Source organism: Iodidimonas sp. SYSU 1G8, from assembly GCF_039655775.1.
Lineage (GTDB): Bacteria > Pseudomonadota > Alphaproteobacteria > SMXS01 > SMXS01 > RI-34.
Genome location: NZ_JBBYXJ010000001.1, coordinates 797353 through 820619, shown reverse-complemented (window position 1 = coordinate 820619; position 23267 = coordinate 797353). Strand labels below are relative to the sequence as shown.

The following is a 23267-nucleotide window of genomic DNA, read 5'->3' as shown; positions in this document are numbered from 1 at the left end:
ATGCGTGCTGAAATTGAAGCACAGGTTGACTCCATTGAGCAGTCGCTGGAACTGCTAAGGAGGTCACTTTGACTGGGATCGCGCACTTCGACGGCTCGATGAGCTGAACCAGCTCTCCGAAGATCCCAATCTGTGGAACGACCCCGGCAAGGCGCAGAAGCTGATGCGCGAGCGCACCCGGCTGGACGAATCCATCTCCGCCTGCAAGCAGATCGAGAGCACCCTGGCCGAGAATCTCGAACTGGTCGAGATGGCGGAGGCCGAGGGTGATACCGGGCTGATCGACGAGGCCGAGCAGGCACTTCGCGACCTGGCCGGGCAGGCCCACCAGCGGCGGATCGCCGCGCTTCTTTCGGGTGAAGCCGACGGTAACGATGCCTATCTGGAAGTGCATGCCGGCGCCGGCGGCACGGAAAGTCAGGACTGGGCGGGCATGCTGCTGCGCATGTACACGCGCTGGGCCGACTCCAAGGGCTACAAGACTGAGATCATGGAAGAGAGCGACGGCGAGGAAGCCGGGATCAAGTCGGCGACCGTTCAGATCAAGGGCGAGAATGCCTTTGGCTGGCTGAAGACGGAAGCCGGGGTGCACCGGCTCGTACGGATATCACCTTATGATTCCAACGCGCGTCGCCATACCAGTTTCGCCAGCGTGTCGATCTATCCAGTGGTGGACGACACCATCGAGGTCGAGATCAACGACAAGGATCTGCGCATCGACACGTATCGTTCGTCGGGCGCGGGCGGTCAGCACGTCAATACCACCGACAGCGCCATCCGCATCACGCATATTCCGACGGGTATCGTGGTGCAGTGCCAGAACGAACGGTCCCAGCACAAGAACCGGGCGACGGCGATGAAGATGCTGCAAAGCCGGTTGTACGAGGCCGAATTGCGCGCCCGAGAAGAAAAGGCGCAGGCCGCGGCGGCGATGAAAACGGATATCGCCTGGGGACACCAGATTCGCTCCTACGTGTTGCAGCCTTACCAGATGGTCAAGGATCTGCGGACGGGGGTGGAATCCTCGCAACCGGATCTCGTTCTCAACGGCGGCATCGACGAGTTCGTCGCCGCCGCGCTGGCGGCCAAGGTCGACGGCAAGCAGGCCGAAGGCATCGAAGACCTGGGCTGACCGGCCAGCGTTCAGATCCAGAACCGAAAAAGGGCGGCGAGATCAACTCGCCGCCCTTCCTTCATTCCGGAATGATGCGTGGCTCAGCTGGCCGGGGTCGTCGCCCGGGCTGGCGTGGTCGTGCCCGTGACCCCGGGAGCGGTTTCGACCGAGACGCCGACGGTGGCGGGCTTGGAACCCGGACGACCCGTCGCCGATTCCAGGGGGTTGTCGACATGCATGAAGGTGCCCTCGATATGGGCGCCGGCTTCGATGGAAATGATCTCGTGCCAGACGTCGCCGACGACCTTTGCGGTCCGCTCGAGACGGACGCGACGGGCGCGGATCGTGCCCTTCAGCTTGCCGTGAATGATAACCGTTTCGGCAACCACGCTGCCGGTGACTTCGGCGCTCTCGCCGATGGTCAGGGAGCCGCAGTGCAGATCACCTTCCATGCGGCCGTCGAACTGCACCTCGCCGGTGGTGACGAGGTTGCCCTTGAGCTGGACGTCGCCGCCGATGATGGATGGCGTATTGGCGGCGGAGCGGTTCGGAGTGGTGGACACGACGTTGTCTTCCTTTTCTTTGATGAACTTGCCCCCGCGAGACTCAGATTGCCTGAACATGCTGCGCTGCCTTGAAGATCTTAACCGGATTCAACAGCGTGCCGTTGAACCGGACTTCATAATGCAGATGCGTTCCGGTGCTGCGACCGGTGCTGCCCATGACCCCGACTGCCTCGCGCAAGGCGACACGTTGGCCCTGTCTTACCACGATATTTTTCATGTGCCCATAACGGGTTACGAACCCGTTGCCATGATCGATCTCGACCATGAGGCCGTAAGGTCCGTCCCGCCCGGCGAAGGTCACCTTGCCCGGTGCGGTGGAGAAGATCGGCGCATTTTCCTGCTGGCTGCCCAGGTCGACACCGCTGTGAAAGGACGGGGCGTTGTTGAACGGATCGCGGCGCCCACCGAAGGTGCTGGAGATATAGAAGTCGTCCACCGGCAGCGCCAGGGGCGCGCGCTCGAACGTCTTGTACAGCAGGCTCAGGCGATCGACATTCTGCATCAGCGAGATCAGCGCCTTGTTCTGGTCCTCGTTCTCAAAAGTGTTCCAGACCAGCGGCAGATAAGGGCCGCCCTGATTGGCGGGAAGCGGACGCGAGCCGGCGAGAACCTTTTCGGTGGTCAGGCCGGCGATCTTGAGCGCTTGTTCGAAACGGTCGATGGTGCTGCGGACCTGCGTGTCCATGCGCACGATGAGCACGTCCTGCATGCCTTCAAGCTCGCTCAATTTCTCGCTCAGCGGATCGCTGGCGCTCGACTGCTGCTCTCCGCGCAGCACGATCGGGAGCTTCTGCTGATCCTTCTTGCGCATGTCCGGCGTGCGGGCCGGCAACGGCTTGAAAACCGGCGCATCGAGATCGTCCGGGCCGCCGATCGGCAGCGGCGCCTCGCCGGGACGGGTATCGAAGGAGGGGTATTTCTGCGCGACCGCCTTGCCGGGGAGATTGCCCAGCATGGCGTCCTTCGATCGCGCGAGCAGACCGTCGATCATTTCCTGGCGCTGCTGCAGGGTCTGGGTGCGGTTCAGGATGTCATCCTGAAGCGTCACCAGCTGCTTGTGCAGGTCGCCGCGAATCTCGCGCAGATCGGCGATCTGCTTGTCCTTGCGCTCGATGACCTGATTGCCGAACACCAGATTGGCCGACGCGATGCCGACCCAGCAGGTGATGGTGAAGGCAACCGCCAGCGAAATGGACTGGAAGCGGGGGGAGAGGGAGACGAAGCGTACGACGCCGCGCGAGCGGAAATAGATCTGCCGCTCGGGAAAATGGTGCTGGTACTGCTTCGTCAGATAGTCGCGAAACCGATCCCACCGCGGCCGCTCACGCTTGTGCAATCCCATTCGACCTCGATCTGAGCCCTGTGATTCCTGCCAGCGGTTCTAACAAACTTCACCACCTTAAGCGACTCTTACGAAACCGACACGCCTGTCGTGTCCGCCCCCAGATACAAATCCGGCGGAAATCCGGCCTTTTCCCGGGCTTCACGGTTGAATGGCGGCTTCAACGCGCCGCGAAAGTGAGTTCTGACCAAATTTCGCCACAGTGTGGGCGAATCGTCACCGGTTCTGGCGCAGAGATAATCGAACCAGAATTTCCCCACCGCGACATGGCCGATTTCGTCACGCAGCACGATGCGCAGGATGGCCGCGCTTTCCTCGTCGCCCGACCGCTCGAAGCGTCCGATCATGGCCGGCGTCACGTCGAGACCGCGCGCCTCAAGGACCATGGGCACGATGGCAAGACGCGCGCGCAGATCGTGCGCCGTCTCGGTCGCGGCCTCCCATAAGCCGTCATGGGCGGGCAGCGCGCCGTAATGCGCCGAAAGGGCAGCGAGACGATCCTCGATCAACAGGAAGTGGAGGCCTTCCTCGGCGGCGACCGTCACCCACTGATCGAAGAATTCGCGGGGCAGGTCATCGGCGGCAAACCGGGCGATGAGGTCCCAGGCAAGGTCGATCGCGTTGAGCTCGATGTGCGCGAGCGCGTGAAGGAGGGCGATACGCGTGCCCGTGGAGCCCGCCGAACGTCGTCTGGGCATCTGGGCCGGCGGCAAGAGTTCCGGCGTGCCGGGACGGGCCGGCCGGTCGGGCGGAATGGCGGCCCCGAGCACGGAAATCTCCCCCCGTGCCCAGGCAGCGGCCACCACGCGCGACAGCGTCGCCTTGTCACGGCCGCCTGGGGTGGTGAGGACGGCGCAGGCGGCCTCGGTCAGGCTGGCGTAGTGCGTCACAGGGCCCGGACGGCCGCGAGGACCTCGTCCGCGTGGCCCTTGACCTTCACCTTCGGCCAGATCCGGCGAATGATCCCGGTCGCATCGATCAGGAACGTCGCCCGCTCGATGCCCATGTATTTTTTGCCATAGAGCGACTTTTCCTTCCAGACGCCGTAGGCCTCGGTGACCGCGCCGTCCTCGTCGGCGCCCAGGGTCACCGCCAGCTTATGCTTGGCGGCGAACTTGTCGTGCTTGGCGGCCGTATCGCGCGAGATGCCGATCACTTCCGTGTTGGCCTTGTCGAATTCGGGCTTGAGCCGGGTGAAGTCGAGCGCCTCGGTCGTGCAGCCGGGCGTGTCGTCCTTCGGGTAGAAATAAACGACCACGTTCTTGCCGGCCAGGGCACCGAGCGATACCTGGCCGCCACCGTCGCGGGTCATGCTGAACGCCGGGGCCTTGTCGCCGATTTCAAGGTCTTTCGCCATGGTCTTGATCCTCCGGATTCTTAAGGAGCGAGGCAGGGTGCGCGATCATGTCGTCGAAGATCGCTTTCACGCGTGTTTCGTTCGCGGTCACCGCCTCGCTCAGCGCGTCGAAACTCTCGAAACCGGTGGAGCGCGTCAAGGCCTTCAGCAGGGCCGGGGACGCGTGCTGCGCCGGGTCGAAGTCGCCGCCGAGAATCTGCCGGCTGAAACCGCGAATCGCGTCCATCAGGATACACGCGCGCTCTAGTTCGTCGGCCAGTTCAGGCTGGATCAGGCCCGCGCGCCGAATATTGCGGAAGGCGGTCACCGTGTGCGGGCTGAAGATCGAGGGATCGTTGGCGCCGTACAGCAGCTGGAGATACTGGGCGATGAATTCGAGATCGAGCAGTCCGCCGCGGACATGCTTGACGCCCCATGGATTCTCGGTCCCGAATTCGGCGGCGAGGCGCCGCCGCATGTCGGCGACGGTGAACAGGACCTTGTCGGGCTCGCGCGGCGTGGCGAGCACGGATCGGATGACCTCGCCGACCCTGCCCATCAGCCCGGGCGTGCCGGCCACGGGCCGGGCGCGCGTCAGCGCCATGTGTTCCCACAACCAGGCCTGGCCCCGCTGATACGTCTCGAACGCCTCGACGGAGACGGCCAGCGGCCCGGCCCGGCCCGAGGGCCTGAGCTGCATGTCGACCTCGTACAGCCGCCCCTCGCCGGTGAGAGCGGTGAGGGCGTTGATGATCCGCTGTCCCAGCCTGGCGAAATACTGGCTGGCCGGCAGGGGCCGGTCGCCATCCGACGACAGATCGGCCTCGGGCACCTGGTAGATGAAGATCAGATCCAGGTCCGAGGTGAAGCTGGTTTCGAACCCGCCGAAAGAGCCCATGGCGATCAAGGCGATGCCGCCGCCGGGAATCCTGCCATGGCGACGGGCGAAGTCGTCCTCGACGGCCGGCAGCATGCAGCGGATGACCGCTTCGGCCAGCGCGGTGTGGGCCGTCGCCGCGTGAGACGCGGTGATGATGCCGCGCAGGAGCTGGACGCCGATCTGGAACTTGCGTTCGTTGGCCCAGCGGCGCGACAGGTCCATCACGTCCTGGAAATCGGCGGCGGACGCCAGCGCGCGGGTCAGGTCGTCCTCGAGTTCCTGCTGGTCGGGCAGGCCGGTCATGAAGCCGGGACTGAGCACCGAGTCCAGCAGCAGATGATTATGGGCGAGGAAGTCCGACAGGGCGGGCGCGGTGCCCAGAATTTCGGCGACCAGCTCCAGCAGGTTCGGATTGGCCTGGAACAGCGTCAGCAGCTGCACGCCGGAAGGCAGCCGCGACAGGAAGTCGTTGAACCGTTGCAGCGCCCGCGTCGGCTCGGCCGTCTTGGCGAACGCCCGCAGGATGACCGGCAGCAGGATCTTCAGCAATGCCCTTGCCCTGTCGGTCCGGAGCGCCCTGAAGCGCCCTGTCTGCCAAGAGCGCACCATGTCGACGATGGCGCCGGGGTTCTCGAAGCCCAGCGCCGCGATGTCGTCGACGATGTCGTCCGGCGCCTCTCCGCCCGCGAACAGGCGGTTCCACCGCTCGTCGGCGTTCACGGTATGGGTCTCGCTGAACAGGTCGTCATACCGGCGCCGGACCGCGTTGAGATGATGCAGCACGTCGGTCTCGAATGCCTCGGCCGACGGATAGGCCATGAAGGCGGCGATGGCGGCGACGCCCTCCGGCCGGTCGGGAATCTTGTGGGTCTGCTCGTCGCGGGTCATCTGGATGCGGTGCTCCAGGGTGCGCAGAAAGCGGTAGGCGGCCAGCAGGTCGGTGGCGTCGTCCTCGCTGATGGTGCCGAGCTGCCGGAGCACCTCGATGCCGGTCATGGTCTGCTTGATCCGGAGTTCCGGGGTGCGGCCGCCCGAGATGAGCTGATGGGCCTGCACGAAGAACTCGATCTCGCGGATGCCGCCCGGTCCCAGCTTGACGTCCTGGCCCGCCACCTTGACGCCGCCGTGCTTGTGGTGGCTGTGGATGCGCGCCTTCATGGCGTGGATGTCCTCGAGCGCGACATAATCGAGGTGCTTGCGCCAGACGAAGGCCTTGATCCGGTCGAGGAAGCCCCGGCCGGCGTTCAGGTCGCCGCCCACGGGCCGCGCCTTGATCATGGCGGCCCGCTCCCAGTTCAGGCCGACGCTCTGGTAATAAATCTCGGCGGCGTCGACGGAGATGGCCACCGGCGTGGCGCCCGGGTCGGGCCGCAGGGCGAGATCGACACGAAACACATAGCCATCTGCGGTGCGCTCCTGCAGCACCTTCACGAGATCGCGGGTCATGCGGATGAAGCAGTCATGAGGATCGCGTCGGCCGACATACTGGACGACCTCGCCATCGAACATCACGATCAGGTCGATGTCGCTGGAATAGTTCAGCTCGCGCCCGCCGAGCTTGCCCATGCCGAGCACGATATAGCCGGCCGACCGGGCGAGAGCCGGCGTCGCCGGCGCGCCGGTTTCGCCCGTCCATGCCAGGTCGCCCGCGACCATGCGCGCCCGGACGATATGCGCGACGGCGTGATCCACGGCTAGTTCGGCGAATTCGCTCAGCGCGCCCGTGACCTTTTCGAGCGGCCAGTGCCCGGTGATGTCGGCGACCGCGACCGTAAGCGCCAGACGAAGCTTCGCCTGGCGCAGTGCCCGCATCAGGGCGTCCTGGGTGTCGAGTTTCGGCAGCGTCTCGGTCAGGCTCTCGAACAGGGTCTCGACGGCGGCGTCCGGTCCCTGGGTCAGGACCGCGATCAATGCCTCGGGCGTCTTGAAGGCGCTGGCCGACAGATACGGACTGTTGCCGAAAAGGCCCAGTAACAGCGCCTCGACCTCGGGCTTGCGGAAAAGGGCGTCGTGTTCTGGATGGTCCTGGGCGATCCGCGCATGCCAATCCGCCAGTTTCTGGGTCGCAAGGGAGCGATCGAACGGCTCGGGCACCTTGTCGGCGGCGATGCGCAGAGTTAAGTCTAGCATGGGGTAAGGCTCGTTCTTGAAAAGACGGCACGACACTGCGTAGTTGTACCGGCTCGGTCAAGCCGCCTCGGCTCAGAACGGATTGGTGCGCTTGGCGGTAAAAGCATGGATATGGCGAGGGGCGATATGGACGATCGTGTCCATTGTCGTGACCCTGTCGCTGATCGCGGGCCGCGCCATGCTCGGCCCCATCCGCGTGGATTTCCTACGTCCGATCATGGAGCGCAGCCTCAACGCCCAGCTTGACGGACAGACGGTCGAGTTTTCCCACACGGTCGTCGTATGGGGCGGCTGGCGCCGGGCTCTCGATATCCGCGTGACCGACGTGGCGTTGAAGGACCGCCAGGGACTGCCGGTCGTCACGTTGCCGCAGGTGGCTGTCGGGATCAATCCGGTGGCGATGCTGACCGGCAATTTCTCGCCCCGGCGCATCGACCTGTTCTCGCCCACCATTCAGTTGTCGCGCCGGGCCGATGGCAGTTTCGGGTTTCGCCGTGACAACCGGGTCTCGGAGGATTCCGAGCTGGTTCGCCAGTTGCTGGAGAAGGTGCTGGCGGCGCCATCGGCCAAGGATGAGCTGCGGCGACTGGTGATCGAGGATGCGCTGCTCGATATCGACGATCTCGCCCATGAGGAAAACTGGCGGGTCGTCGGCACGACCCTGGATATCAGGCGCACGAATGACGGCGCGCGCGCGACCCTGACCGGCACGTTGAAGGGCGTCCAGCGTCAGACATCCTTCAATCTGCGCGCGGACTTTGACCGCGCCAGCGGCAAGATCGACGTGTCGCTGGATGTCGCCGGCGCCCGGCCGGCGATGTTCGCGAGGCCGACGGGAGACCTGACGGTGCTGCGGGGCTGGGATCTGCCGGTCAGCGGCAAGGTCAGCATGACGGCGCGGACCGACGGCAGGGTCGGCCGCGTCGACTTTTCTCTTACGGCGGACAAGGGGACGATCGCCATTCCCGCGCTCGCGGGGCCGGTCGCCGTGACGGGCGCCGTCCTGAAGGGCAATCTGGATCGCCAGAGCGGGCGCCTGACGTTCGCTCCCATGCGACTGGCCGTGGCCGGCGGCGCCATCGAAGGCAAGGGCGTGCTGTTCACCGGCACGTCGGGGCAAGGCGGCGAGATCGACGTGACGATCCGCGATATCCCTTTCGCCACGGTCGCGGCGTTGTGGCCCACCGGGGTGAAGACCAACACCCGCGGCTGGTTCGAGCGCAACGTGAAGGCGGGGCACATCACCGTGGGCACGGTTCGGGTGCAGGCCGAGCCGACCGTCGCCGACGCACCGCCGCGTGTCGATTTCAGCCTTGGCTTCGAGTTCGAGGGCATGGAGGCGCATTACCTGCGGCCGGTGCCTCCGATTACCGACGGGCGCGGCCGCGCCAGCCTGACGCCAGCCGCCTTCGAGCTCTGGGTCGACCGGGGACGAATCGTCGATCCGGCCACGGACATGGATATTGATGTAGTCGGGCTCTATGGCCTCATCGACCATCTCGACAAGCCGACCATGCATGAGGCGGACATTACGCTTGCCGCAGCCATGTCCGTGCCCGAGTTGCTGACGCTGCTGGACTACAAACCGCTGGGCTACACCACGGCGTTCGGCGTGACGCCTCAGGCGCTGGGCGGTAACGCGCGGGTCAAGGCGCGTTTCCGGATTCCCCTCATCACGAAGCTGACCATGAGGGACGTGCAATATGGCGCGTGGCTGACGGCGGACGAGTTCCTCCTGCGCGAGGGCTTCGACGACTGGGAACCTGCCCCCGGCACCCTGACGCTGGTGCTCGATCCGTCCGGGGTGAGGGCGAACGGACAATTGTCGTTTCTGGGCCAGCCTGTCGACGTGGACTGGACCGAGCGCTTCGGCATTCGGGACGGGACGCCGACGCTGTACCGGGGAAGGGCGATGGTTCCGGCCGAGCTGCTGCGGCGCAAGGGCCTGCCCGAGGCCATCGAGATGACGGGCGCGGCGCGCATCGATGTGGAACTGGCGGGCAAGGGGACCAAGATCACGCAGGGGACGCTGGTCGCCGACCTGGCCGGCGCGGCGTTGGGATTTCCGCTGCTCGAATGGTCGAAGCCAGCCGGCAAACCTGGCACTCTCAAGGCGTCGATGGCGACGGAAACCGGCGGCCTGCGTCCGAATGCGTTCACCGTGACCATGCCCGATCTCGATCTGGCCGGTCGCCTGTCCTTTACCGACACGGGAGACTTCGCCTCCGCCGACCTGTCACGGTTCAAGGTACTGGAGACGGATATATCCGTCCTGGCGACCCAGCCGGCGAACGAGCCGCTGGACCTGAAGATATCCGGCCGCCAGATCGATCTGCGCCCCTTCCTCGAAGGGGACGATGATGCGGAGGCCCGTCCGGCGCAGGAGGATGAAGAGCCGTCCGATTTCGCCGCGACCGCGGATGTCGATGTCGATACGGCCATCGCGCCCAAGGGCGTGCCGATCCGCGACATGGACGCGTCCTTGCGGATCGCCGAGGGCGAGTTGGTCGATGGCCGAATTCACGGGATCCTGAGAAGCGGCAAGCCGGTTTCAATCGACTATAGTCTCCAGGGTGACAAGCCGGGTCTCGACGTCAAGACCGAGGATGGCGGCGAGTTGCTGCGGACGCTGGGCATGCTGAACGGCGTGACGGGCGGACAGCTCAGCCTCAGCGCGCGTATCTCGGGAGAGCGCGGCAAGCGGCACACCGTCGGCATGATCACGGCGCGGGATTTCCGGATCAAGGATTCGCCGATGATGGCCCAACTGCTGACTCTTGGGTCTCTTTCGGGACTGAGGGACATCCTGACCGGCGACGGCATCGGTTTCGACCGGTTCGACGTGGATTTCGATCTGGGCGAGGGAACGCTGCTGCTCAAGGATGGGCGGGGCATGGGGTCCCAGCTCGGCGTGCGCATGTCCGGCCGCCTCTACGACGGACAGAAAAAACTCGACATCCAAGGTACTCTGGCACCGGCCTACACGTTGAATACCGTGCTGGATTATGTTCCCGTGGTCGGGTCGATGCTTTCCGGTGGGGAAAACGAGGGTTTGATCGCCATACGCTTTTCGGTAGGGGGCACCACGGACAAGCCGGACGTGTCCGTCAATCCGCTTTCCGCGCTGACGCCGGGATTCCTGCGCGGTATCTTCGACGTGTTCTCGCAGGGCGAAAAGAAGACGGAGAAGCCAGCCACGCCATGAGCAAGCCGCCAAAGCGCTCCAAGCCCAGCCGCGTCTTTCCTCCGGCGATTGCCTGCCTGCTGGCGATCCTGTTGGCCGTCGCCATCAATCTGTTGCTGAAGCCGGTGGCCATCGCACCGCAGAACATCATCCGGATCGCCGTGGGTCCCGTGGTCGTCCTGATGGGTGCCGTGCTGTGGTTATGGGCGTGGCGGACTTTCCGCGGCAAGGGCGAGGTGTTCTCGCACAAGTACACCACCGAGACGGTGATCACCTCCGGTCCGTACGCGTTTTCACGGCATCCGGCCTATCTGGCCTACATGCTGCTGATGGCGGGGATTGGCCTGACCACCGACAATGCGTGGATATTCTTTTTGTTGCCGCTGTTTTTCCTCTACGCCGATTCCGTCGCCCGGCGCGAGGAGTACTATCTGATGGCAAAGCTCGAGCGAGCCTATCGGCCCTATCGCTCGGAAGTGAGGCGCTGGATCTGACCAGGTGCGCGCAGGCGCTACTGCGCCTTGGCGCCATTCTCCGGAAGCTCGGTAATGCTCTCGATGATGCAGGGCGTGAAGTTGTTGTCGAGCACGTTGCCGCTTGTGGTCACGGGAACCTCGATGGTGTCGACCTCGCAGAGCTTGGCCAGTGAGCGCGCATCGTGACGCCATGTTCCTTGCGACTTCAAACCCGGGCAGCGGTGCGCGAGGGTCATCTTGTAGTCCGGTCCGCCGCGCATGTTCAGGATGATGGTGCGATTGTCGATGACCTTGCTGCTTTTCATCCGGGTGATGTCGATGCAGCGCACGAGAGGCTTGTCGGAAGAGGAGTCGGCGGCATTTGCCGGCGCTTGGCCGGTCACCAGAATTCCCGCGGCGATCAGCCCCAAGCTCAGCACCTTGATCATTACCGTCTCCGTTCCTCGATTACGCGGCGGACAAGCTAGACCGGTCGTACGATCACATGACGCTTCTTGCCAGCCGTCAATTTGATGACACCATCGGAGTTCAATGCGTCCAGACCGAAGATCTGGCTCTCGTCCTCTACCTTCGCGTCGTTCACCCTGGCGCCGCCTCCCTGTACCAGGCGTTTGGCCTCGCCATTGGACGCGCTGAGCCCCGCTTGCTTTAGAAGATTGAGGATGCTCACACCCTTTTCAAGCACGGCCTTGTCAATTTCGACAGTAGGCAGATCTTCGCCCAGCCCGCCCCGCTCGAAAGTGATCCGGGCGGTTTCCTCGGCCTGTGTCGCCGCGTCCCGGCCGTGGGCGAGGGCAGTGGCCTCGGTCGCCAGCACCTTCTTTGCTTCATTGATGCCGGCGCCCTCGAGCGCGGCAAGACGGTCGATCTCGTCCAGCGGCAGTTCGGTGAACAGTTTCAGAAAGCGCGCGACATCGGCGTCGTCCGAATTGCGCCAGAACTGCCAGTAATCATAGGGCGACAGCTGGTCGGCGTTGAGCCAGACGGCGCCCTGGGCGGTCTTGCCCATCTTGGCGCCCGAGGCCGTGGTCATCAGCGGCGAGGTCAGCCCGAACAGGTCGGCCTGATCGACGCGGCGGCCCAGCTCGACGCCGTTGATGATATTGCCCCACTGATCCGAGCCGCCCATCTGCAGGGTGCAGTTCATGCGCCGGTTCAGCTCGAGGAAATCATAGGCCTGGAGGATCATGTAGTTGAATTCGAGAAAGCTCAGCGGCTGCTCCCGTTCCAGCCGCAGCCTGACGCTGTCGAAGGTCAGCATGCGGTTGACGGAGAAGTGCTGGCCGAAATCGCGCAGGAACGCGATGTAGTTGATCTGCGACAGCCAGTCGTCATTGTCGACCATGACGGCGTCGGTCGGCCCATCGCCGAAGGTCAGGAACCTGTCGAACACCTTGCGGATGCCGGCCTTGTTGGCCTGGATCACGTCTTCCGTCAGCATCTGACGCGACAGATCCCGGCCCGTCGGGTCGCCGATCTTGGTGGTGCCCCCGCCCATCAGCACGACCGGCTTGTGACCGGATTTCTGCAGATGCCGGAGGACCATGATCTGCAGCAGGCTGCCCACATGCAGGCTGGGCGCGGTGCAGTCGAAACCGATATAGGCCGTGACCGTGCCCTTGGTCAGGGCCGCGTCGAGACCTTCGAAATCCGTGGCCTGATGCAGGTAGCCACGATCGACGATGGCGCGCAGGAAATCTGATTTCGGCTCGGTCATTGCAGTGCTCGATGCTAGGGTAACGGCGAACTCGCGCCCGTACCTAACACAAGAGCATATGACCAAAAAGGCGGAACTCACGGCCATCGGCCTCATGAGCGGCACCTCGCTCGACGGAATCGACGTCGCGCTGCTGCGCACCGATGGTGAAACTGTCGAGCATCTTGGCCCTACCTATTTCCAGCCGTACAGCCGGGCGCAAACCATGCGTCTCAGGATGTTGCTGGACATGGCGGCCGAACAGGGGCGGGGGCTGTTCGGGTCCCCGGTCGTGCACGCCGTGGAACAGGACCTGACGCGCGCCCATGCACGGGCGGTGGAGAGCCTTCTGGAGGGCGCCGGACTGGATACGGATGCGATTGATCTGGTCGGGTTTCACGGCCAGACGCTGCTGCACCGTCCTGTCGAAGGCTGGACATGGCAGATCGGCGATGGCGCGCTGCTGGCGCAGGAGCTGGGAATCCCGGTGGTGAATGATTTCCGTTCCGCCGACGTGGCGGCGGGCGGCGAGGGGGCGCCCCTGGTGCCGCTCTATCATCAGGCGCTGCTGCGGTCAGCCGGACTGGCCGACGACGACTGGCCGGTCGCCATCCTCAACATCGGCGGCGTGGCCAATATCACCTATCTGGACCGGGACGGAGGCGTGATCGCGTTCGACACCGGGCCGGGCAACGCCCTGATCAATGACTGGCTGCAGACGCACACCGGTGCCGAGCTGGATCTGGACGGGGCGCTGGCGGCGTCGGGACGTGTGGATGACTCGGTGGTCGCCGCGGCTCTGTCCCATCCCTATTTCACGAGGGCATTTCCCAAGTCATTGGACCGGAATGATTTTCCCATCGACATGGTCGCGGCGCTCTCGCCGGAGGATGGCGCCGCCACGCTGACGGCGCTGACCGTCGCGACCATCGCTGCGAGCCGTAAGATTATGCCGACCGCGCCGGGGCGCTGGCTCGTTTGCGGCGGCGGACGGAAGAACCCCGTGATCATGGAAGGATTGCAGCGGACGGTTCAGGTGCCGGTGGATCCCGTCGAGGCGGTCGGGCTGCGGGGCGATTTCCTCGAAGCCGAGGCGTTCGCGTTTCTGGCGGTGCGGTCGGCCAAGGGCATGCCCCTCAGCCTGCCGACGACCACGGGTGTTTCAGAGCCGCTGACGGGTGGACGGCTCTACCGGGCGGGTTAGCGGTCCGGCGGACCGCGCTTCCCAGATCAGATCAGGCGCTTGTCCAGGTAGCCATCGACCGAACCGACCAGTTGGTCCATGTGGTTTTCGTAGAAATGGCTGGCGCCGGGGATGGTGACGTAGTCCACGGTGATGCCCTTCTGCGCCTGCAGTTTTTCGGCCAGCTTGGCGGTGGACTCCTGGGGCACGACTTCGTCGGCGGTGCCCTGGATGATGATGCCCGATGATGGGCAGGGGGCCAGGAAGTTGAAGTCGTACATGCTCGCCGGCGGGGCCACCGAGATGAAGCCCTGGATTTCAGGGCGGCGCATCAGCAGTTGCATGCCGATCCATGCGCCGAACGAGAAGCCGGCGATCCAGCAGCTCGGCGCATCCGGATTATAGGTCTGCAGCCAGTCCAGCGCCGACGCGGCGTCGCTGAGCTCGCCGATGCCATTGTCGAATTCGCCCTGGCTGCGGCCCACACCCCGGAAGTTGAAGCGCAGGACGGCGAAGCCACGGCGCGCGAAGGCGTGGTACAGGTGATAGACCACCTTGTTGTTCATGGTGCCGCCGAACCGCGGATGCGGGTGGAGGATCAGCGCAATGGGCGCATTCTTCATCTTTGGCGGTTGGTAGCGGCCTTCCAGTCGGCCGTCGGGGCCGGGGAAAATGACCTCGGGCATTCACAGCTTCTCCCAAGCTTGACCTGGGTGTCCGGTCCGACAGTGCCAAAACACGTTTGGCAGCGGCCCCAAAATGTTTTACAGCCAGGGCATTGCGCTGACCGCATCTTGACGCGCGCGGAACGACACGCAGATAACACGTAATTCTAAGGCTGCAAGAGGTCGAGTCCGGCCATAGCCGGAAATCGCAGCGCGGCGTGTTATAACACCAAACCGTGGCAATGCGAGCATCGGATCATGGCTTTCTTAGCGAATCTGTGTCTGGCGGCGTCCACGTCCGCCCATGGGTCAAGGTGAGGTCATGACGCTGCCTTACGTCTATCTGGACTACAACGCGACCGCGCCCGTTCGTCCCGACGTCATCTCCGCCATGAGCGAGACCCTCTCGCGCGTCGGCAATCCGTCTTCGGTGCACCGGCCGGGACGGGCGGCGCGCGCGGCGGTCGAGCAGGCCCGGGCCCAAGTCGCCGGACTGGTCGGCTGCAAGCCCTCGGAGATCGTGTTCACCAGCGGCGGCTCGGAATCCAATGCGGCGGCCCTGACGCGAACGGGCGCGGCGCGGCTCGTCATCTCCGCCGTCGAGCACGATTCCATCGCCGATACGGCGGCGGGGAGCGGCCTGCCCGTGACGACTGTTGCGGTCGATCACGACGGCGTCATCGATCTCGCGGCGCTGGAGGCGGTGCTCTCGGGCTTCCCGCGCGATGGCGGCACGCTGGTGTCGGTCATGGTGGCCAATAACGAGACGGGCGTGGCGCAGCCCGTCGCGGCGGTCGCCGCGCTGGTTCGCCGCATGGGCGCGCGCCTTCATTGCGATGCCGTGCAGGCCGCCGGCAAGATCGCCTTGTCGTTCGAGGACATGGACGCCGATTGTCTCAGCCTGTCGGCGCACAAGCTGGGCGGGCCGCAAGGGGTCGGGGCGCTCGTGGTGCGCGAGGTCTGCGCGCTGACGCCTTTGGTTCGCGGCGGCGGGCAGGAGCAGGGCAGGCGCTCGGGGACGGAAAACGTGCCCGGGATCGTCGGCTTCGGCGTGGCGGCACAGGCCGCGGTGTCGTTGCAGGACGCGCTGGCGCCGTTGCGGGACGCGTGGGAGCGCCGAGTGATGGCGGAGGCGCCAGAGGCGGTGATCGTCGCCGGTTCGGCCGCGCGGCTTCCCAACACCAGCTGCGTCGGGTTGCCAGGCACACCCAGCGAGACCCAGGTGATGGCGCTCGATCTGGCGGGGGTTGGCGTTAGTGCCGGCGCTGCCTGTTCCTCGGGCAAGGTGCGCGCTTCCCGAGTCCTCTCGGCCATGGGCTTTGATGCCAGGATCGCCGGATCGGCGATCCGGGTCAGTCTGGGCTGGGCCACGACAGCCCGGGACATGGACCGGCTCTTCGACGCCTGGAGCGCGATGCGCGCGCGCATGGCGCGCAGAAAGGCCGGCTGATGTCCGACGCCAAGATTTCCCTGCCGATCTATATGGACTATCAGGCGACCACGCCGCTCGATCCGCGCGTGCTCGAGGACATGATGCCCTATCTCACGGGCAAGTTCGGCAACCCGCATTCCAGCAGCCACAAATATGGTTGGGAAACGGCGGACGCCGTGGAAAGGGCTCGCGCGCAAGTCGCCGCCACCATCGGCGCGCAGGAGAAGGAGATCGTATTCACCTCCGGCGCCACGGAGTCCAACAACCTGGCGATCAAGGGCGCGGGACGGTTCTATCGCAAGTACCGCGATCATATGATCACCGTCGCCACCGAACACAAATGCGTGCTCGAATCCATGGCGGCGATGGAACGGGAAGGCTATTCGGTCACCTATTTGCCGGTCGCGGCCGATGGGATCGTCGATCTAGATGGATTGCGCGAGTCGATCACCGAGCGAACGCTGCTGGTGTCGGTCATGTCGGTGAACAACGAGATTGGCGTGATCCAAAACCTGGCCGGGATCGGCGCTGTCTGCCGTGAGAGGCGTGTATTCTTCCACACGGATGCGGCCCAGGCGGTTGGCAAGATGCCGCTGGATGTCACCGCCGATAACATCGACATGATGAGCATTTCCGGCCACAAGCTCTACGGTCCGAAAGGCATCGGCGCGCTCTATGTGCGGGCCGGCGCGCGCCTGAAGCTGGATCCCATCATGAGCGGCGGCGGCCAGGAAGGCGGCTTGCGCTCCGGCACGCTCTCGCCGGCGCTCTGCGTGGGGCTGGGCAGCGCGTGCGCCACCGCGAGCGGCGAAATGGCTGCCGAGGCGATACGGTTGCGCGGCCAGTTCGACCGGTTTGTGGACGGCATCCGCGCCCGCCTGCCCGACGCCGTGCTGAATGGCCATCGACACCGCCGGATCCCCGGCAATGTCAGCCTGAGTTTTCCCGATGTGGACGGTGCGTTGCTGCTGGCGCGGCTCCGCGAGCTGGCGGTCTCGTCCGGCGCCGCCTGTGCATCCGCGGTGGCTGAACCGTCGTATGTATTGCGTGCGCTCGGGATTCCGGAAAGGCTGGCGCAGGCCAGCATCCGCTTCGGCATCGGCCGCTTTACCACGGATGCTGAAATCGATTACGCCATCGATACGGTGACGAGCAACGTAACCAGACTGAGAAAGGCGGTTTGACCCGATGCCCAGGATGATTTTCGTCAGCGCGGATGGACAGACCCGTAAAGAGGTGACCGCCAAGGCCGGTGAGTCGGTCTTGGAAATTGCCCATGACAACGACATCGACATCGAGGGTGTATGCGAGGGGTCGATGGCCTGCTCGACCTGTCATGTCATCGTCGACAAGACGTTCTATGCGAAATTACCCAAGCCGAGCCAGGACGAGGAAGACATGCTCGACCTGGCGTTCGGCCTGCGTCCGACGTCGCGACTTGGCTGTCAGCTTGTGTTGACCGACGAGGTGGATGGGCTCGTCGTTCGCCTGCCTGGCGCCACGGTCAACATGATGGACGTCTGAGTTGGCGGTCAGCGCCGAATTCGCGGCTTTCATCATGGAACTGATGGAGCCGTTGCAGGGCGTTACCCCGAGACGCATGTTTGGCGGCGTGGGTCTTTTTCGGGATGGCGTCATGTTCGGCCTGATCGCCGGCGACCGGCTGTACCTGAAATCAGGCGCGGGCAATCGTCCAGACTTCGAGGCCGCCGGCTGCCGGCCTTTCAGCTATGAGACGGCCAAGGGAGCGCGCGGCATCCTGTCCTATCACGAGGTGCCCGAGGCGCTGCTCGATGAACCGGACGACATGGCCGAGTGGGCGCGCAAGGCTCTCGACGAGGCAGTGCGGGCGGCATCCACGAAGCGTGTGAAATCCGGGAAATCGTAAAGATCGCTCCGTCATCCCGCCGGGATGACGGAGCGGCAACCAGACGATCAGCGGCCTTCGAACTTGGCCGGGCGCTTCTCGCGGAACGCGGTCGTGCCTTCGGTGTAGTCGTAGGTCTTGGAGGCGCGAATCTGAAGGTTGTACTCCAGCTCAAGCTGCTGGTCGTAATTATTGGCCCAGGTGGCGGCGAGCGCCTTGCGGATGAAGGAATAGGCCTTGGTCGGGCCCTTGGCCATGCGCTCGGCCAGCGCCATGACGGTCTCCATCAGCTTGTCGTCATCGACCACCTCGGTGATCATGCCCCATTCCAGCGCCTTCTCGGCCGGAACGCGCTCGCCCAGCATCATCATCTTGGCGGCCCGCGCCTTGCCGATCAGCCGGGGCAGAATGAAGGTGCTGCCCGCGTCCGGCACCAGCCCGATGTTGATGAACGCCTGCATGAAATAGGCGGAGCGGGCGGCGTAGACCAGATCGCCGGTAATGGCGAGGCTCATGCCCGCGCCCGCGGCGGCGCCATTGACGGCCGTGATGACCGGCGCCTTCAGGTCGCGGATGCGCTTCAGCATGGGGTGGTAATAGACGTCGAGAGTCGCCACCGTATTGTCGGGATCGTCGGGATCGGCGGGCTTGCGATTCTTCAGATTGGCGCCGGCGCAGAAGGCACGGCCCTCGCCGGTGATGACCAACGCCCGCACCTTGCTCTCGCGGTCCTCGATCACGTCGAGGGCCTGCTTGAGGCTCTGCAGCATCGGCAGGGAGACGGCGTTCATCGCCTCCGGATCGTTGAGCTTCAAAACGGCGACGCCGTCATTGATGTCGAGCGACACCTTTTCCAGTTCCATGGTCATCTCCCTTGTTGCGATGCCCCTGCTTAAAGGGGATGCGATAGGCGGGCAAGACGACAATGGTCCGGCGACGCCGGCCCATGGAACTGATGTCGAGCGACGCGGGTATCAGCTGGCGTCGGCGGGTGATTTGCGCGGCGCACGCGGCTTGGCAGGAGCCTTGCGCTTGGCTTTCGGCTTCGCTTCGGCGACAGCGTCGGCGGCGTTTGCCTCAGGGGCGGCTTCGGCAGGAGCCGCCTTTTTCGCCGCGGGCTTGCGCACACGTTTCGGCTTGGCCGGGGCTTCCGCTTCGGCTGGCGCCGTGTCGGCCGCGGACGTCTCTGGGATGGCGGCGTCCGCCTTTACCGCAGGCTTACGCGTGCGCTTCGGCTTGGCGGCAGGTTTCTCCGCATCCACTTGTGGGTCCGCCGCGACGACCGGCGCGGGTTCCGCCGGTTTGGCTTTCCTGGCGGCGGGCTTGCGGGCGCGCTTGGGCTTGGCTTCGGCCGGCTCAATTTCGGCGGCTGGCCCGGCTTCGGCGACCGGCTCGGCTTCCACCAACGGCGCGGTTTCCATAATCGGTTCGGGCGCGCTGACGGGCTCCGGTGCGGCCGTTTCGACGATCAGCTGAGGCGCGGCGGCGTCCGTGAGGGCGTCGATCTCGATGGAAACATCCACGGCGGCAGCGGCGGGTTTGCCCGACTTGCGCTTACGCTTGCGCTTGGGCTTGGCGGTCGGGGCAGGGGCGGCATCAGGCGCTGCTGCGTCCGGTTCCGCCCTGGCGATGGCCTCCACGACTTCGGGCACCAGGCCATCATCGGCATCGCCATCGGCATCGAGGAAATCCGTTTCTTCCTCGTCTTCATCCAGGCCGATCGGCGCGATGGTGAAGGTACGGAGCAGGAACTCGGGCACATGGTCGCCCAGGCCGAGCACGGGCTCGAAATCATCCTCGCGATAACGGCGCTCGCCGCGGCCGTCGCGGCTCTGGCGACGATCGCGATCGGGGCGGCGGTCGTCGCGCCGACGGTCATCACCGCGATGCTGGTCCTTGTTACGCCGCGTCTCGTCCATGCGGGTGGCCTGTTGTTGCACGGGTTGCTGCTCGATGGTCTCGGGTTGTTCGATGGGAGCCTCTGCGATTTCAGGCGCGGCGGCGGCGGTGCCGCGGTCACCCTTGCCGCGACGGCGGCGGCGCTTGCCGCGTTTCTCGTCACCGGCCTCGGCGCGAAACTTTTCCGCGTCCGGTGCGGCGTCGTTGACGATGGCGGTGGCGGTGTCGTTGCCCAGAATGCCGATCGGCTTGCCGATCAGGCTCTGGACATTGCGCAGCCACTTCGCATCCGCTGGTGTGGAGAGCATGAAGGTGCGGCCGCTGCGACCGGCACGTCCGGTACGGCCGATGCGGTGGATGTAGTCCTCGGCATGGGACGGCACGTCGTAATTGAACACGTGCGACATGGAAGGAATATCGAGACCGCGCGCGGCGACATCGCTCGCGACCAGCAGCTGCACGGAACCGGACTTGAAGCTTTCCAGTACTTCCATGCGCGAGCCCTGGTCCAGATCACCATGCAGCGCGGCGGCGTTGAAGCCGTGCTTCTTGAGCGACCGGTAGACGACGTCGACGTCGCGCTTGCGGTTGCAGAAGACGATGGCGTTCTTGACGTCCTCGCCGCGCAGCAGGTCGCGGAGCTTGGCGCGCTTGGCGCCCGCCTCGCTGGTGTTCAGCGGCACGAGGAACTGTTCGATATTGGCGCCGGTGGAGGAGGGCGGCGCGACCTCGATCCGCTTGGGATCGGTCAGGAACTTGGACACCAGATTCTGAATCTCGCGCGGCATGGTCGCCGAGAAGAACAGGGTCTGGTGCTTCTTGGTGATCAGCGAGCAGATACGCTCGACGTCGGGAATGAACCCCATGTCCAGCATCCGGTCGGCTTCGTCGATCACCAGGATGTCGACGCCGTTCATCATCAGCTTGCCGCGACCGAAATGGTCGAGCAGCCGGCCCGGGGTCGCGATCAGCACGTCGACGCCGCGGTCGAGCTTGCGCTCCTGATCGTCAAAGCTCACGCCGCCGATCAGCAGCGCCATGTTGAGCTTGTGATACTTGCCGTAGATCTCGAAATTCTCGGCGACCTGGGCCGCGAGTTCGCGGGTCGGCTCGAGGATGAGCGAGCGCGGCATGCGTGCCCGGGCGCGGCCTTGCGACAGAATGTCGATCATCGGCAGGGTGAAGCTGGCGGTCTTGCCGGTGCCGGTTTGGGCGATGCCGAGAACGTCGCGCCCTTGCAATACGACAGGGATCGCCTGCGCCTGGATCGGCGTTGGCGTCGTGTAGCCAGCTTCTTCAACAGCCCGCAGGGTTTCCGGGGCCAATCCTAGATATTCGAAGTTCACGTCAGATATACCGTTCACCCACGACACGCGAGCCCACGTGTCCATAAAGTCTCGTCGATGTGGGCGATTCGTCGGCCGAGCCAGTTGTGCATTATCACGCGTCGCAACATAGGCGGTTTGCCTGCGAAGTCAACGCCGTATTCACGCGCGCACACCTTGTTTATACGTCAATATCGCTGACAGTAGAGGCGAATTTCTGAATGAATTCGAACCTCAGCTCGGGTCGTTTGCCCATCAGGCGTTCCACCAGATCAGAAGTTTCTTCCCGTTCGATGTAGCCTTCGGGAATCTTCACCCGCAACAGCGTCCGGGTCTTGGGATCCATTGTGGTGGATTTGAGCTGATCCGGCCGCATTTCTCCCAGACCCTTGAAGCGCCCGACATCCACCTTGTCGCTACCCTTGAATACTTCGCGCACCAGCCGGTCCTTCTCGGCGTCGGTCTGGGCATAGACCGTGGTTCCCTTGTGGGTCAGCCGGTAGAGCGGCGGCTGGGCGAGATAAAGATGGCCCTCCCGGATCATCTGCGGCATGGAGCGATAGAAGAAGGTCATCAGCAGGGTCGCGATATGGGCGCCGTCCACGTCGGCGTCGGTCATGATGATGACCTTGTCGTAGCGCAGATCTGCCTCGCGGTAGTGGCTGTCGGTACCGCAGCCAAGCGCCTGCAGCAGGTCCTTGAGTTCCTGGTTGGCCGCGGTCTTGTCCTGTCCGGCGCTCGCCACGTTGAGAATCTTGCCCCGCAGCGGCAGCACGGCCTGGTTGGCGCGGTCGCGGGCCATCTTGGCCGAGCCGCCAGCCGAGTCGCCTTCGACGATGTAGAGCTCGGTGCCGGCCGTGCCCGCATTGGAGCAATCGGTGAGCTTGCCTGGCAGGCGAAGCTTGCGCGTGGCGCTCTTGCGGCCGGTTTCCTTTTCCTGCTTGCGCCGGATCCGCTCGTCGGCGCGCAGCAGCACGTAGGCGAGCAAGGTGTCGGCGACCTGGGGCGCGCCTGACAGCCAGTGATCGAAATGGTCGCGCACCGCAGCTTCCACGAGACGCGTGGCCTCGGGGCTCGACAGGCGTTCCTTGGTCTGGCCCTGGAACAGCGGCTCGCGGATGAAGACCGAGAGGGTCGCGGCGATATTGGCGAGCACGTCCTCGGCCGTGATCTGGCCCGCCTTGCGGTTGCCGGCCAGTTCGGCGTAGCCCTTAAGACCCTTCACCAGCGCGTTGCGCAGGCCGGATTCATGGGTGCCGCCCTCGACGGTCGGAATGGTGTTGCAATAGGAATTGAAGAAACCGTCCCGGTCCGTCGGCCAGGCGATGGCCCATTCCACCTTGCCGCCGCCGTCCAGTTCGCCGGTGCCGGCGAAGGGGGTCGGCGTCACCAGATCGGCGCCCTCGATCTCCTGGTTGAGGAAGTCGAGCAGGCCGTTGGGAAAATGGATGGTATCGGCTTCGGGAGTCTTGTCGTCTCCCTTCAGCAGCGACGCCGCGCAGCTCCAGCGAATTTCGACGCCCCTGAACAGGTAGGCCTTGGAGCGGGCGAGGCGGTAAAGCCGAGAGGGCTTGAACGCCAGAGCGTCGCCGAAGATCTGCGAATCCGGCAGGAAACCGATGGTCGTGCCGCGCCGGTTGTGCACCGGCCCCATATTGTCCAGCCTGGATGTCGGCTTGCCGCGGGAGTAGGTCTGACGCCACAGGGTTTTGTCGCGCGCGACCTCGACCAGGAGCCATTCGGAGAGAGCGTTGACGACGGAAATGCCGACGCCGTGCAGGCCGCCCGACGTTTCATAAGCCTTGCCCTCGAACTTTCCGCCCGAATGCAATGTGGTCAGGATCACTTCGAGCGCAGAGACATTCTTGAACTTGGGATGGGCATCGACCGGGATGCCGCGCCCATTGTCGCGAATGGTCAGGCTGCCGTCCTCGGAGAGGGTGATCTCGATCCGCGAGGCATGACCCGCCACGGCCTCGTCCATGGAGTTGTCGAGCACCTCGGCGGCCAGATGGTGAAAGGCCTTTTCGTCGGTGCCGCCAATGTACATGCCTGGCCGGCGCCGCACCGGCTCCAGCCCTTCGAGGACTTCGATATCCTTGGCCGAGTAGTCGCTGGTGGCGGCGCTGGAGGCGAAGAGATCGTCGTCGGGCTTGGTGCTCATTGTTTCCT

The 23267-nt window shown here is 64.7% G+C and carries 19 protein-coding genes; 8 read left to right on the top strand and 11 right to left on the bottom strand.

The annotated features are described in order from the left end of the window. Window positions 1-1132, top strand: a protein-coding gene (gene prfB, locus WJU17_RS04030) for a peptide chain release factor 2 (RefSeq protein ID WP_346326049.1) whose coding sequence is annotated in 2 segments (ribosomal slippage) — window positions 1-63 and window positions 65-1132 — 1131 coding nt in all. Because the reading frame shifts where the segments join, the coding sequence is not laid out codon by codon here. An 83-nt stretch (window positions 1133-1215) separates the two neighbouring features. Here the strand turns inward: prfB and WJU17_RS04025 are convergent. From WJU17_RS04025 to WJU17_RS04005, 5 genes are all read right to left on the bottom strand, one after another. Further along, window positions 1216-1677 (bottom strand): polymer-forming cytoskeletal protein, encoded by a 462-nt coding sequence (locus tag WJU17_RS04025; RefSeq protein WP_346326048.1) that lies wholly within the window; start codon window positions 1675-1677, stop codon window positions 1216-1218. Window positions 1678-1720: 43 nt separating this feature from the next. Further along, window positions 1721-3022, bottom strand: a complete 1302-nt coding sequence (locus WJU17_RS04020; RefSeq protein ID WP_346326047.1) for a peptidoglycan DD-metalloendopeptidase family protein — start codon at window positions 3020-3022, stop codon at window positions 1721-1723. A 68-nt stretch (window positions 3023-3090) separates the two neighbouring features. Continuing rightward, a complete protein-coding gene (locus tag WJU17_RS04015) occupies window positions 3091-3912 on the bottom strand; it encodes a ferritin-like domain-containing protein (RefSeq protein ID WP_346326046.1) in 822 nt (273 codons plus the stop codon). Continuing rightward, a complete protein-coding gene (gene bcp, locus WJU17_RS04010; RefSeq protein WP_346326045.1) occupies window positions 3909-4379 on the bottom strand; it encodes a thioredoxin-dependent thiol peroxidase in 471 nt (156 codons plus the stop codon). Before bcp ends, WJU17_RS04015 begins: the two co-directional genes overlap by 4 nt. Then, window positions 4363-7368 (bottom strand): bifunctional [glutamine synthetase] adenylyltransferase/[glutamine synthetase]-adenylyl-L-tyrosine phosphorylase, encoded by a 3006-nt coding sequence (locus WJU17_RS04005; RefSeq protein ID WP_346326044.1) that lies wholly within the window; start codon window positions 7366-7368, stop codon window positions 4363-4365. Before WJU17_RS04005 ends, bcp begins: the two co-directional genes overlap by 17 nt. A gap of 136 nt (window positions 7369-7504) precedes the next feature. On the opposite strand from WJU17_RS04005, the gene WJU17_RS04000 reads away from it, so the two are divergent. Further along, a complete protein-coding gene (locus WJU17_RS04000) occupies window positions 7505-10573 on the top strand; it encodes an AsmA-like C-terminal region-containing protein (RefSeq protein ID WP_346326043.1) in 3069 nt (1022 codons plus the stop codon). After that, on the top strand, window positions 10570-11046 hold the full coding sequence (locus WJU17_RS03995) for an isoprenylcysteine carboxylmethyltransferase family protein (RefSeq protein ID WP_346326042.1): 477 nt from the start codon (window positions 10570-10572) through the stop codon (window positions 11044-11046). The genes WJU17_RS04000 and WJU17_RS03995 overlap by 4 nt, the downstream gene beginning before the upstream one ends. Before the next feature lie 17 nt (window positions 11047-11063). Here the strand turns inward: WJU17_RS03995 and WJU17_RS03990 are convergent, their stop codons facing one another. Both WJU17_RS03990 and tyrS read right to left on the bottom strand, forming a co-directional pair. Then, window positions 11064-11456: a DUF6491 family protein gene (locus tag WJU17_RS03990; protein ID WP_346326041.1), complete on the bottom strand. Its 393-nt coding sequence runs from the start codon at window positions 11454-11456 to the stop codon at window positions 11064-11066. Window positions 11457-11491: 35 nt separating this feature from the next. Further along, the gene (tyrS, locus tag WJU17_RS03985) at window positions 11492-12745 is read right to left on the bottom strand and encodes a tyrosine--tRNA ligase (RefSeq protein ID WP_346326040.1); all 1254 of its coding nucleotides are present in this window, start codon (window positions 12743-12745) and stop codon (window positions 11492-11494) included. A 58-nt stretch (window positions 12746-12803) separates the two neighbouring features. On the opposite strand from tyrS, the gene WJU17_RS03980 reads away from it, so the two are divergent. Continuing rightward, window positions 12804-13928 (top strand): anhydro-N-acetylmuramic acid kinase, encoded by a 1125-nt coding sequence (locus WJU17_RS03980; RefSeq protein ID WP_346326039.1) that lies wholly within the window; start codon window positions 12804-12806, stop codon window positions 13926-13928. Window positions 13929-13954: 26 nt separating this feature from the next. Here the strand turns inward: WJU17_RS03980 and WJU17_RS03975 are convergent, their stop codons facing one another. Beyond that, window positions 13955-14593: an alpha/beta hydrolase gene (locus WJU17_RS03975; RefSeq protein WP_346326038.1), complete on the bottom strand. Its 639-nt coding sequence runs from the start codon at window positions 14591-14593 to the stop codon at window positions 13955-13957. A 301-nt stretch (window positions 14594-14894) separates the two neighbouring features. Between WJU17_RS03975 and WJU17_RS03970 the strand changes: the two genes are divergently transcribed. Genes WJU17_RS03970 through WJU17_RS03955 form a run of 4 tightly spaced genes read left to right on the top strand, consistent with a single transcriptional unit; the run spans window position 14895 to window position 17892 of the window. Beyond that, complete coding sequence (locus WJU17_RS03970; RefSeq protein ID WP_346326037.1) at window positions 14895-16022, top strand: cysteine desulfurase family protein; 1128 nt, start codon at window positions 14895-14897, stop codon at window positions 16020-16022. Beyond that, window positions 16022-17188 carry an aminotransferase class V-fold PLP-dependent enzyme gene (locus WJU17_RS03965; protein WP_346326036.1) on the top strand — a complete coding sequence of 389 codons (1167 nt, stop codon included), beginning with the start codon at window positions 16022-16024 and terminating at the stop codon, window positions 17186-17188. The genes WJU17_RS03970 and WJU17_RS03965 overlap by 1 nt, the downstream gene beginning before the upstream one ends. Before the next feature lie 4 nt (window positions 17189-17192). Continuing rightward, the gene (locus WJU17_RS03960; protein ID WP_346326035.1) at window positions 17193-17528 is read left to right on the top strand and encodes a ferredoxin family 2Fe-2S iron-sulfur cluster binding protein; all 336 of its coding nucleotides are present in this window, start codon (window positions 17193-17195) and stop codon (window positions 17526-17528) included. Window position 17529: 1 nt separating this feature from the next. Continuing rightward, entirely contained in the window at window positions 17530-17892 is a 363-nt protein-coding gene (locus WJU17_RS03955; RefSeq protein ID WP_346326034.1) for a TfoX/Sxy family protein, read from the top strand. 47 nt (window positions 17893-17939) lie between these two features. Here WJU17_RS03955 and WJU17_RS03950 read toward each other — a convergent pair whose 3' ends face one another. The 3 genes from WJU17_RS03950 to parE all read right to left on the bottom strand — a co-directional run bounded on the left by WJU17_RS03950 (window position 17940) and on the right by parE (window position 23259). Further along, complete coding sequence (locus tag WJU17_RS03950) at window positions 17940-18734, bottom strand: enoyl-CoA hydratase/isomerase (protein ID WP_346326033.1); 795 nt, start codon at window positions 18732-18734, stop codon at window positions 17940-17942. Window positions 18735-18845: 111 nt separating this feature from the next. Further along, window positions 18846-21116 carry a DEAD/DEAH box helicase gene (locus WJU17_RS03945; RefSeq protein WP_346326032.1) on the bottom strand — a complete coding sequence of 757 codons (2271 nt, stop codon included), beginning with the start codon at window positions 21114-21116 and terminating at the stop codon, window positions 18846-18848. 160 nt (window positions 21117-21276) lie between these two features. After that, window positions 21277-23259 carry a DNA topoisomerase IV subunit B gene (gene parE, locus WJU17_RS03940; RefSeq protein WP_346326031.1) on the bottom strand — a complete coding sequence of 661 codons (1983 nt, stop codon included), beginning with the start codon at window positions 23257-23259 and terminating at the stop codon, window positions 21277-21279. Between the last annotated feature and the right edge of the window lie 8 nt (window positions 23260-23267).

What these genes read in the sequence shown, in the direction of transcription:
- WJU17_RS04020 (WP_346326047.1), bottom strand. Translation starts at nt 3,022, where the DNA reads ATGGGATTGCACAAGCGTGAGCGGCCGCGGTGGGATCGGTTTCGCGAC.
- bcp (WP_346326045.1), bottom strand. Translation starts at nt 4,379, where the DNA reads ATGGCGAAAGACCTTGAAATCGGCGACAAGGCCCCGGCGTTCAGCATG.
- WJU17_RS04005 (WP_346326044.1), bottom strand. Translation starts at nt 7,368, where the DNA reads ATGCTAGACTTAACTCTGCGCATCGCCGCCGACAAGGTGCCCGAGCCG.
- WJU17_RS03995 (WP_346326042.1), top strand. Translation starts at nt 10,570, where the DNA reads ATGAGCAAGCCGCCAAAGCGCTCCAAGCCCAGCCGCGTCTTTCCTCCG.
- WJU17_RS03990 (WP_346326041.1), bottom strand. Translation starts at nt 11,456, where the DNA reads ATGATCAAGGTGCTGAGCTTGGGGCTGATCGCCGCGGGAATTCTGGTG.
- tyrS (WP_346326040.1), bottom strand. Translation starts at nt 12,745, where the DNA reads ATGACCGAGCCGAAATCAGATTTCCTGCGCGCCATCGTCGATCGTGGC.
- WJU17_RS03980 (WP_346326039.1), top strand. Translation starts at nt 12,804, where the DNA reads ATGACCAAAAAGGCGGAACTCACGGCCATCGGCCTCATGAGCGGCACC.
- WJU17_RS03975 (WP_346326038.1), bottom strand. Translation starts at nt 14,593, where the DNA reads ATGCCCGAGGTCATTTTCCCCGGCCCCGACGGCCGACTGGAAGGCCGC.
- WJU17_RS03970 (WP_346326037.1), top strand. Translation starts at nt 14,895, where the DNA reads ATGACGCTGCCTTACGTCTATCTGGACTACAACGCGACCGCGCCCGTT.
- WJU17_RS03965 (WP_346326036.1), top strand. Translation starts at nt 16,022, where the DNA reads ATGTCCGACGCCAAGATTTCCCTGCCGATCTATATGGACTATCAGGCG.
- WJU17_RS03960 (WP_346326035.1), top strand. Translation starts at nt 17,193, where the DNA reads ATGCCCAGGATGATTTTCGTCAGCGCGGATGGACAGACCCGTAAAGAG.
- WJU17_RS03950 (WP_346326033.1), bottom strand. Translation starts at nt 18,734, where the DNA reads ATGGAACTGGAAAAGGTGTCGCTCGACATCAATGACGGCGTCGCCGTT.
- parE (WP_346326031.1), bottom strand. Translation starts at nt 23,259, where the DNA reads ATGAGCACCAAGCCCGACGACGATCTCTTCGCCTCCAGCGCCGCCACC.